Origin of the sequence: Halomonas sp. 707B3, assembly GCF_024158645.1 — a bacterium.
Lineage (GTDB): Bacteria > Pseudomonadota > Gammaproteobacteria > Pseudomonadales > Halomonadaceae > Vreelandella > Vreelandella lionensis.
Window position 1 is genome coordinate 1 of sequence record NZ_JAMZBE010000143.1, and the last position, 9096, is coordinate 9096.

The following is a 9096-nucleotide window of genomic DNA, read 5'->3' on the forward strand; positions in this document are numbered from 1 at the left end:
GTGTGCTGATTGTGGATTGCGACGTGCATCAAGGCGACGGCACCGCGCGACTCTTTGCTAACGAGCCCGGCGTGTTTACCTTTTCCATGCACGCGGCGCGTAACTTCCCCGCCTGCAAAGCAAAAAGCGACCTGGATATCGCCCTGCCCAACGGCATGGAGGATGCTGCTTATCTAGCCGAACTCGCTTCTTGGCTACCGGGGTTACTCGCCGCTTACCAGCCGGATGTGGTGCTCTATGATGCGGGCGTGGACGTGCATCAGGATGACCGCCTGGGCTACTTATCGCTAAGCAGCGATGGGCTCTATGCCCGAGATCACTACGTGCTAAACCTCTGTCGCGAGTCTGACATTCCCGTGGCGGCGGTGATTGGCGGCGGCTACGACCGCGATATTACCGCCCTCGCCACACGCCACGCCCAGCTGCACCGTGCCGCTGCGGATGTGCTGATGATGTAACGCCCTCTTTCAGAAAAAGGATAGAAAACGATGCGCGCCATTTTTTTGGTAGATAACGGCTCCAAGCGCCCACAGGCCACCCATAACCTGCGCCGGGTGGCTGCGGCGTTAAGTGAACAGCTGGGGGAGACCGTTCAGGCGGCCTCGCTGCTGCACTCCAATAAAATCCCCGCTGAAGAGGTGGGTGGCATACCCGCCATTACGCTAGGCCCCGCTGCCGAACGCAGCGCCGAGGCGGGAGCCACCGAGATTATCGTGCTGCCGTTTTTCTTCGGCTCCAGCCAAGCGCTGACCGGCTACCTGCCCGAGCGAATGACCGCGCTACAGGCGCGTTTCCCTAACGTGTCGGTGCGGGTTGCTCAGCCGCTGGTGGATGAGCTGGGGAATAACGACCTGCGCTTGGCACAGCTGTTGGCCGATAACGTACGTGCGCAGCTGCCTGAACAAGGCACTGCCAAGGTCGCGCTGGTGGATCACGGCAGCCCCATCCCCGACGTCACTGCCGTGCGCAACCGCTTAGCGGGGCAGTTGAGCGTGCTGTTAGGCAACGACGTGCGCTGCGTGGCGGCGGCCTCTATGGAGCGCCGGGAAGGTGACGAGTACCGCTTTAACGAGCCGCTGTTGGAGAACTTGCTGGATACGCCTGAATTCAGCAGCAGCAACGTGGTGCTGGCGATGCTGTTTCTCTCCCCAGGCCGTCATGCCGGTGAGGGTGGCGATATTGCCGAGATTTGCGCCGCCGCCGAACAGCGCCACACCGGGTTGAAGGTGACGACCACCGCGCTGGTAGGCGAGCACCAGGGGATTGTTGAGATTTTACACTCGCGGCTGCGCCAAGCGCTTGACGGAGAACGCTTTCTGCTGGAAATGCCTGCACACGCTTCAGATGCCCGGTAAAGGAAGGCAAAGAGGGGAGATGTAACGTCGCCCAAAGGCGCGTAGAATCGCGGGCTTTTGCAAGCGTGCTCGTTCATCAACCAGCGCTTCTTCGTTTCAGAGCTTTTTCGTTAACCAGGGCTTCTATCTTGATCGCAACCGCCAATATCACCATGCAGTTTGGGGCCAAGCCCCTGTTTGAAAACGTTTCCGTCAAATTTAATAACGGCAATCGCTACGGTTTGATTGGCGCGAATGGTTGCGGTAAGTCCACCTTCATGAAAATCCTGGGTGGCGAGCTGGAGCCCTCGTCTGGGCAGGTGATGCTGGATAGCAGCACCCGGCTGGGTAAGCTGCGCCAGGACCAGTTTGCCTATGAGAACGAGCGGGTCATCGACACCGTTATCATGGGCAACGCCGAGCTGTGGAAAGTGGCCGCCGAGCGTGAGCGCATCTACTCGCTGCCTGAAATGAGTGAAGAAGACGGCATGGCCGTAGCTGATTTAGAAGTGCGCTACGCCGAGTTGGATGGCTACACCGCCGAGTCCCGCGCGGGCGAGCTGCTGCTGGGCCTGGGCATTCCTATTGAACAGCACACCGGCCCCATGAGCGAAGTCGCGCCCGGCTGGAAGCTGCGCGTACTGTTGGCGCAGGCGCTGTTCTCCGACCCGGACGTGCTGCTGCTGGACGAACCCACCAACCACCTGGATATCAATACTATCCGCTGGCTGGAAGAGATTCTAAAAGCGCGCAGCAGCACCATGGTGATTATTTCCCACGACCGTCACTTCCTGAACAGCGTGTGTACCCACATGGCGGATCTGGATTACGGCGAAATCACCTTGTTCCCCGGCAACTACGACGACTACATGACGGCCGCCACCGCTGCCCGTGAGCGTCAGCACTCTGATAACGCCAAGAAGAAAGCGCAAATTGCCGAGCTGCAGCAGTTCGTCAGCCGCTTCTCGGCCAACGCCTCTAAAGCGAAGCAGGCCACCTCGCGTGCGCGCCAGATCGATAAAATTAAGCTGGAAGATATCAAACCCTCCAGCCGGGTGAGCCCGTTTATCCGCTTTGATCAAAACAAGAAAATCCACCGCAACGCGTTGAACGTGGATGCGATTACCAAAGGCTACGACGGCGAGCCGCTGTTCAAGCGCTTCTCTATGACCGTCGAAGCGGGCGAGCGCATTGCCATTATCGGCCCTAACGGCATTGGCAAAACCACGTTGCTGAAAACCCTGGGCGGAGATCTACGCCCAGACGCCGGTGAAGTGAAGTGGACCGACGCCGCCGAGCTAGGCATCTTTGCCCAAGACCACGCCGATGACTTCGCCAATGACGCCACGCTGTTTGAGTGGATGGGCCAGTGGACCAAAGGCGGTGAGCAAGTAGTACGTGGTGCGCTGGGCCGCATGCTGTTCTCAAGCGACGATATCAACAAGTCGGTGAAGGTGATCTCTGGGGGCGAGCAGGGCCGCATGCTATTTGGCAAGCTAACGCTCACCAACCCCAACGTGCTACTGATGGACGAGCCCACCAACCACCTGGATATGGAGTCTATCGAAGCGCTCAACCTAGCGCTGGAGAACTACCCCGGCACGCTGCTGTTCGTCAGCCACGACCGGGAGTTTGTTTCCAGCCTCGCCACGCGCATCATCGACATGCAGCCGGATGGCATCGTCGATTTCAGCGGCAGCTACGACGACTACCTGCGCAGCCAAGGCGTGGTGTAGCGCTTAACCAATGATTTGAGCGTAGGTGGCCTCGGTGGCTGGCTCTCGGTCGGCATCCAGCATGTCGCCGCTGAAGGTCTCGTTCATCTCTTTGGCGAGTTCCACATACACGTGCATCTGCTGATTGCGGCGTTTGTGCAGCGGCGGCTTCACCAGCAGGCTAACCCCCCGAATGGGCTCGTGGGTTTCCCCGCGCAGCAGGTCGGGCATTTCCCCAGGCGGGAAGGCGTTGGCCACGGTAATCGGGTTAGATGCCTGCTGGCCGTCGATCAAAAACACCTTCTTGATGGCGTCGTAATGGGCGCCTTTCTCACGCAGCCACTCGGTCAATCGCTCATCGGTGGTGACATCCGGCTGGTTGAAAATGACGAACAGCGAGTGCTGTTTGACTTTCCCCGTGCGCTTCGCGGGAGCGGGCGGCGGCTCTTCCGCTGGCGGCGGCGTAGGCGCGGCGACCGGTGCCTCTGCTTCTTCGGCCTTGGCCTTGGCGCGACGCCGTTTGGGCACCACAACGTAAGCGAAAATCACCACGGCTACTATGCCTAACAGCAGAGAGGCAAAGGCCAGCAGCACGGGAAGAGACGTCATATCCATGGGGTGAAACCCTTTAGTTAGTTAACACCTAGGCTCTATTTATAGGTTCTGTTTAATCGCAAAATGGTGGCATTGAGTGCCAGCGCCAGAGCAACCCACAGCCAGTAAGGCACCATCAGCCACGCGGCGAGGGTATTCACCTGGGCAAACAGACCGATGGCCAGCGTAATCAGTCCTAACAGCAGCACGATATCTACTAGCGCGGCGGTAATCTGCTTGCGCCCAAAGAAGAGCCAAGACCACGCCGCATTGGCCAACAACTGCACGCCATACACAGCCAGGCTCGCGCTGCGCAGTGGCGAGTCGTCCGCCATATAAATCCGCCAAGCCGCAATCGCCATCAGCAGATAGAGAATACCCCAGGCAATGGGAAAGGCCAGGTCAGGCGGTGTCCAGCGGGGTTTGCGCAGCGCCCTGTACCAGCCATCAGGGCGAAAACGTGCGCCTGTTGCCGCAGCGGCGCCCACCAGCAGTAAAGATACCAGCATCGCTAAGAGCGAACCGAGCATGTGCCACCTATTCGTGAAGACAATACGTCGCGTTAAAACGAGAGAATCAATAGCCTAGCAGTGTTTTAAAACCGTTAGGCATAAAAAAAGCACCACCTAAGTGATGCTTTTCAGGGATAAGGGTTCCCCACTTGGGGAAACCCAGACCACGACTTAGCGAATAGGCTTAGCCCATGCGGTCGTAGCCGTTATCCATAAACGGATAGTCGGTGTAGCCCTTCTCGTCGCCGCCATAGAACGTTTCATGGTTCGGCTCGGTGAGCGGGGCGTTCACACGGAAGCGCTCCGGTAAATCCGGGTTGGCGATGTAGGGGCGTCCAAAGGCCACGGCATCGGTGGTGTTTTCACTAATGCGTGCTTCAGCGTGCTCGGCGTCGTAGTTGCCGCAGTAAATCAGGCTACCGCTAAAGCGCTCACGCATCTGCTCGCGGAAACCCGCAGGGAAGGTGATGTCGCCGCCCGCCCAGTTCGGCTCGTTCAGGTGCAGGTAAGCCAGGCCGCGCTTGGAGAGCTGCTCCGCCATGTAGAACGCCATCGCTTCCGGCTCGTCGTCGGTCAAACCAAACAGCTCGATAAACGGCGTCATACGAATGCCGACACGCTCAGCGCCATACACTTCAATGACCGCGTCAACGACTTCCAGCGGGAAGCGGGCACGGTTTTCCAGCGAGCCGCCGTACTGGTCGGTACGCTGGTTGGTACCGGTGGCCAAGAACTGGTTCAACAGGTAAGCGTTGGCAGCGTGGACTTCGACCATATCGAATCCAGCGCGCTTGGCGCGGATGGCCGCTTGACGGTAGTCATCCACAATGCCAGGAATCTCGTCGGTTTCCAGCGCACGCGGCGTGCTGGTGGGGTGCTGACCAGCGGTGCCGTCTTCAAATTCAACAAAGCACTGAGCGCCTTCACCTTTCAGCGCGCTGGGGGCTACCGGCTGCTGGCCGTTGGGCTGCACCATCTCATGGGAAACGCGGCCCACATGCCACAGCTGCAGAGCAATACGGCCACCCTTGGCGTGAACGGCATTCACAACGCCTTTCCAGCCTGCTTCCTGCTCATCAGTCCAGATGCCGGGCGTGTACACATAGCCACGGGCAGTGGGAGAGATGTTAGTGGCTTCGCTGATGATCAGGCCCGCACCGGCGCGCTGGCCGTAATAAGCTTCCTGCATCTTGCCCGGCACGCTATCCGGCGTGCGCGAACGGGTCAGCGGCGCCATGATGACGCGGTTAGGAATGTTCAGGCTACCTAGCGTGGTGGGGGTAAACAGCGTCTCGTACGCCATAGGGCAAAACTCCTTTGAAGCAGTGGTTATCATCGTGGCGAATAGAATAGACCAGTTTACTAGTAAGCGCCAACGACGATGCTATGCCCTAGTTAATGGGGACAGACGCGCAAAACAAAACCCCGCCGAGTACCTTTTGATGATCGCTATCGCCAATCGGCAAAATTAAGCGACCTTTCTCCCTATTTAATGCGTGATTTTTTGCACGACATTGGTAGTGAGTTATTGGCTGAAGCCCGCGAGTTGGATATTGAAACCTTAGGCCGTCGCATGAACGTGGTGGGTGGCCCAAGCGAAATGGCCTTTCCTAAGAATGTTGGCCTATTGTTTTTTAATGAGCAACCTGAGCACTTCTTCCCAGCCACCCAAATAGACGTGGTGTACTTTCCAGACGGAGCTGGTGGTGATCATTTCGAAGAAAAAGTGTTTAAGGGGCCGCTTGGCCGCATCACTCGTGATGCCTTGGACTATATCAATCGCAACTACCTGAAAGAGGGCGTAACCAAACACGCTGATCGTCCTCAGGCTGAGCGTTTCTGGAATTTTCCGCTGGCTGCTATTGAGGAGGCGGTGGTAAATGCCGTGTACCATCGCTCCTATGAAATTCGTGAACCCATTGAAATACGTATTGATGGTCAAGAGCTGATGGTACTGAGTTTCCCAGGGCCAGATCGCTCTATCCGCTTGCAAGACCTGCAGGCAGGTAAAGCCGTCAGCCGCCGTTACCGCAATCGGCGCATTGGCGAGTTTTTAAAAGAGCTGGATTTAACCGAAGGCCGTTCAACGGGTGTGCCAAAGATTCTTCGCGTGATGAAAGCGAACAATTCTCCAGAGCCGATATTCGAAACCGACGATGAGCGTAGCTACTTCTTAATTCGCTTGCCTATTCATACAGGTTTTTTGATTGATGAGGTTACTGCGGTTGAGGGCGACCCTGATGTCACTGACCAAGTAGGGACTAAGCAGGGACTAAGTAAGGAGCAAGTAGATCTGCTTCAGACTTGTGTTGAAGAAGCCCCTATCACACGTTTGATGAACGTAGTGGGGCGCTCCAACAGAACCAAGTTCCGTGCGGCGGTGCTGAATCCACTGCTTAATTCTGGGTTGATTGAAATGACGCAGCCCGACTCGCCACGTAGCCCAACTCAGAAATATCGATTAACCGCGTTGGGTAAGCAAATACTTGCCAAAAATAAAGGTTAATTGACTGAGCGTGGTTTGCTCGTGGCTATCCTCTTGACCAAGGCCAGCGACGTTTAACAGGCGTATCAATCTGCCCGATGGCGCTGGTGAGCGGCAGCATAATGGCGCTGAGTTGGCGGTGGCAGACGGCGCTGCTGAGTACGCCGGGGCACTGTTTGAGCAGCAGGTCGCACTGTTGGGAGGCGATAAAGAGCTGCTCCACAACCGCAGGCGCGAACAGTGGCTTGGCCTGCTGGCAGCAGCGGGTCAGCTCTCGGGAGAGCATCGAGAGCATGCTGGTGTCTAGCCAGCAGGGCAGCGGGTCTTCTAGCCGTCCGGCAATGGAGTGCTGAACGGCTTCAAACGATGTGCGTAAAAACAGCAGGGTTTGACGAAGCTGGCGCTGTTCACTGGTCATGTGACGTCCCTTTACCTCAACGGCTCTTTATCTACCAAGGTGTTGGCTAAAAAAGAGAGTGTTTCTCATTTGCATTTCTGGTGAAGATAGCCTCCCTCAATCGTGGTGTCAATCTCAGGCTATTGTCTCGAACTATTATCACGGGCCTTTATCACGGGCCTGATAAAGCTGCCAATCGTTGTTGGTGAGCGGCTTGGCGCCCTGTTCGGTGACCACCACGGTATCGCTTAAGCCAACGCCCCACTGGCCGGGCACCCGCAGGCAGAGCGGTAAATGAAACACCATGTTGGTTTCAAAGGTGCGCGTTTGGCCTTTGGCAATGTAGCCCGTGCCTTCTACCCAGCTCGGCGGAAACTGCGCGCCCACGGCGTAGCCAAACACCCCGGAGAAAAACAGTTGGTCGCGTTGAGGGGCCAGCAGGGCATCCGCGGCCTGGGCGGCGGCATCAAAGGAGTGGCCGGGGCGCATGGCCTCGCAAAGGGTTTCAAACATCGAGCGGCAGAGGTCTTGAGTGGCGGTGAGGGCGGCGTTCGGGGTGCCGGTTACGGCGGTGCGCATCATCGGTGCGGTGTAGCGCTGATACGCTGCGCCGAACTCTAAAAACACTGGCTCATTGGCCTGAATCGCGCGGCGTTTATGGTTAACGTGAATCACTCCAATGCTGTGTCCGCTGGTGACGATAGGCTGCAGGCTCATAAACTCGCTGCCGTTTTCAAGCAGTGCCTTTGCGCCAATGGCGGCAATGTCGTTATCGGTCATGCCGGGTTGAATGGCGGCCATCGCCGTCTCTAAGCCAGCGGCGGTGATGCGGGCGCTCTCTTTGAGCATCTCAAGCTCGGCGCTGCTTTTGACGATCTTGATGGCATCGAGCAGGTCACCCGCTTCAAAAAAGCGCTCTTTACCCACCGCCTTGGTTAGGGCGTCCATCACGCCGACCCGCAGCCCGCTGCTCCAGCCGTCGATGCCAATGCGCGGGCAGGGGGTTAACAGGTCGGCCAGCGGGGCGATGATTTCATCCAGGTTTTCCCATCGGTAGCCAATAATTTCGTCAACACGGGCGGTCACCACCGCAGCACCCGTTTCAATCGAAGCCACTTGTAGAACGAGCTTTTCTTGCGTGCAGACCAAGCAGGCATGCACCGACACCTCAAAGGTGTGGTAACCGGTCAAATAATTGATATCGGCGGGGTCGGTGAGCAGCAGCGCGTCTAGCCCGCGCTGGGCCATGGCGTGGCGCACCTTCTCAAGGCGCGCTTGATACTCAGCGGGGGCAAAGGGTAGCTCGCTTTGGGCAAGCGAGGTGGCAAGGGCTTCGCGGTAGTGGTGGTAATCCATGGCGACCTCCAGCGTTAGGTAAGGTCAGTATAGGTCGCCATCTAAAGCGTGCCGCGAATGCCCTCAACGGTTAACGGGTTAACAGATATACACCTTGCAGGAAGTAGAACACCCCAATGCCCGTGACGATCCAGCGGGTCCAAGTGCGGAAGTTGGCGTCGGTCAGGCGGTGCAGAATCCGTGTGCCGGTTTGGGTGCCCAGCATGGCAAACGGGGCGGCTAGTAGCACGATGCTCCACTCACCCGCGCTGAGCGCAAGGGCGGCACTTAAGTAGAAGAGAATTTTAATGGAGTGGGCGACCACTTGAATCATGGCCTTGGTAGCGACGACTTGGCGGCGGTCCATCTGCGAGCGCACAAAGAAGATATCGATCAGCGGGCCGGATACCCCGGCAGCAATCGTGAGGCCGCCCGAGGCGATGCCGCAGCAAAACGCGTGGCTGGCGCGATGGGCATCGAGCTGGAACCAATGCTTGGGCGTCCATACCAAGATAGGCAGCAGCCCGATCAATAAAGAAACGGTGGCCGCATTGGGCGTGTAGTTAAACAGCAGCAGAAGCCCAGCCGCGCTGAGCACGCCCAGCGCCATAAGCGCCACAATGCGCCACACGATAAACCGCCGCGAAAGCCACGCCCGAGAGGCATTGGACGTTAACTGGATAACGCCATGCACGGCCATGGCAGTACTGGCGGGGAATATCAC

The 9096-nt window shown here is 57.8% G+C and carries 10 protein-coding genes; 4 read left to right on the top strand and 6 right to left on the bottom strand.

Annotation, left to right across the window (positions count from 1 at the left end; translation table 11 throughout):
• From BIS10_RS15295 to BIS10_RS15305, 3 genes are all read left to right on the top strand, one after another.
• Positions 1-458: histone deacetylase (locus tag BIS10_RS15295; RefSeq protein ID WP_253506377.1), on the top strand; the 458-nt coding region annotated here is incomplete at its 5' end.
• A 30-nt stretch (positions 459-488) separates the two neighbouring features.
• Positions 489-1355: a sirohydrochlorin chelatase gene (locus tag BIS10_RS15300; protein ID WP_083024019.1), complete on the top strand. Its 867-nt coding sequence runs from the start codon at positions 489-491 to the stop codon at positions 1353-1355.
• 128 nt (positions 1356-1483) lie between these two features.
• Entirely contained in the window at positions 1484-3070 is a 1587-nt protein-coding gene (locus BIS10_RS15305) for an ABC-F family ATPase (RefSeq protein ID WP_253506380.1), read from the top strand.
• Between the two features lie 3 nt (positions 3071-3073).
• On the opposite strand, the gene BIS10_RS15310 is transcribed toward BIS10_RS15305, so the two are convergent.
• From BIS10_RS15310 to BIS10_RS15320, 3 genes are all read right to left on the bottom strand, one after another.
• Entirely contained in the window at positions 3074-3664 is a 591-nt protein-coding gene (locus BIS10_RS15310) for a cell division protein ZipA C-terminal FtsZ-binding domain-containing protein (RefSeq protein WP_083024023.1), read from the bottom strand.
• Positions 3665-3699: 35 nt separating this feature from the next.
• Positions 3700-4173 carry a TspO/MBR family protein gene (locus BIS10_RS15315; RefSeq protein ID WP_253506382.1) on the bottom strand — a complete coding sequence of 158 codons (474 nt, stop codon included), beginning with the start codon at positions 4171-4173 and terminating at the stop codon, positions 3700-3702.
• 166 nt (positions 4174-4339) lie between these two features.
• On the bottom strand, positions 4340-5458 hold the full coding sequence (locus BIS10_RS15320; protein WP_253506385.1) for an alkene reductase: 1119 nt from the start codon (positions 5456-5458) through the stop codon (positions 4340-4342).
• Between the two features lie 201 nt (positions 5459-5659).
• On the opposite strand from BIS10_RS15320, the gene BIS10_RS15325 reads away from it, so the two are divergent.
• Positions 5660-6661 carry a Fic family protein gene (locus tag BIS10_RS15325; protein ID WP_253506387.1) on the top strand — a complete coding sequence of 334 codons (1002 nt, stop codon included), beginning with the start codon at positions 5660-5662 and terminating at the stop codon, positions 6659-6661.
• 25 nt (positions 6662-6686) lie between these two features.
• On the opposite strand, the gene BIS10_RS15330 is transcribed toward BIS10_RS15325, so the two are convergent.
• The 3 genes from BIS10_RS15330 to BIS10_RS15340 all read right to left on the bottom strand — a co-directional run.
• Positions 6687-7058 (bottom strand): hypothetical protein, encoded by a 372-nt coding sequence (locus tag BIS10_RS15330; RefSeq protein ID WP_253506391.1) that lies wholly within the window; start codon positions 7056-7058, stop codon positions 6687-6689.
• A gap of 138 nt (positions 7059-7196) precedes the next feature.
• Positions 7197-8393 (bottom strand): Xaa-Pro peptidase family protein, encoded by a 1197-nt coding sequence (locus BIS10_RS15335; RefSeq protein ID WP_253506393.1) that lies wholly within the window; start codon positions 8391-8393, stop codon positions 7197-7199.
• A gap of 70 nt (positions 8394-8463) precedes the next feature.
• The coding region (locus BIS10_RS15340) for a sulfite exporter TauE/SafE family protein (RefSeq protein WP_253506396.1) at positions 8464-9096 on the bottom strand (633 nt) is incomplete at its 5' end.

Coding starts and splice junctions, on each gene's coding strand:
- BIS10_RS15310 (WP_083024023.1), bottom strand. CDS start 3,664: ATGGATATGACGTCTCTTCCCGTGCTGCTGGCCTTTGCCTCTCTGCTG.
- BIS10_RS15300 (WP_083024019.1), top strand. CDS start 489: ATGCGCGCCATTTTTTTGGTAGATAACGGCTCCAAGCGCCCACAGGCC.
- BIS10_RS15335 (WP_253506393.1), bottom strand. CDS start 8,393: ATGGATTACCACCACTACCGCGAAGCCCTTGCCACCTCGCTTGCCCAA.
- BIS10_RS15320 (WP_253506385.1), bottom strand. CDS start 5,458: ATGGCGTACGAGACGCTGTTTACCCCCACCACGCTAGGTAGCCTGAAC.
- BIS10_RS15330 (WP_253506391.1), bottom strand. CDS start 7,058: ATGACCAGTGAACAGCGCCAGCTTCGTCAAACCCTGCTGTTTTTACGC.
- BIS10_RS15315 (WP_253506382.1), bottom strand. CDS start 4,173: ATGCTCGGTTCGCTCTTAGCGATGCTGGTATCTTTACTGCTGGTGGGC.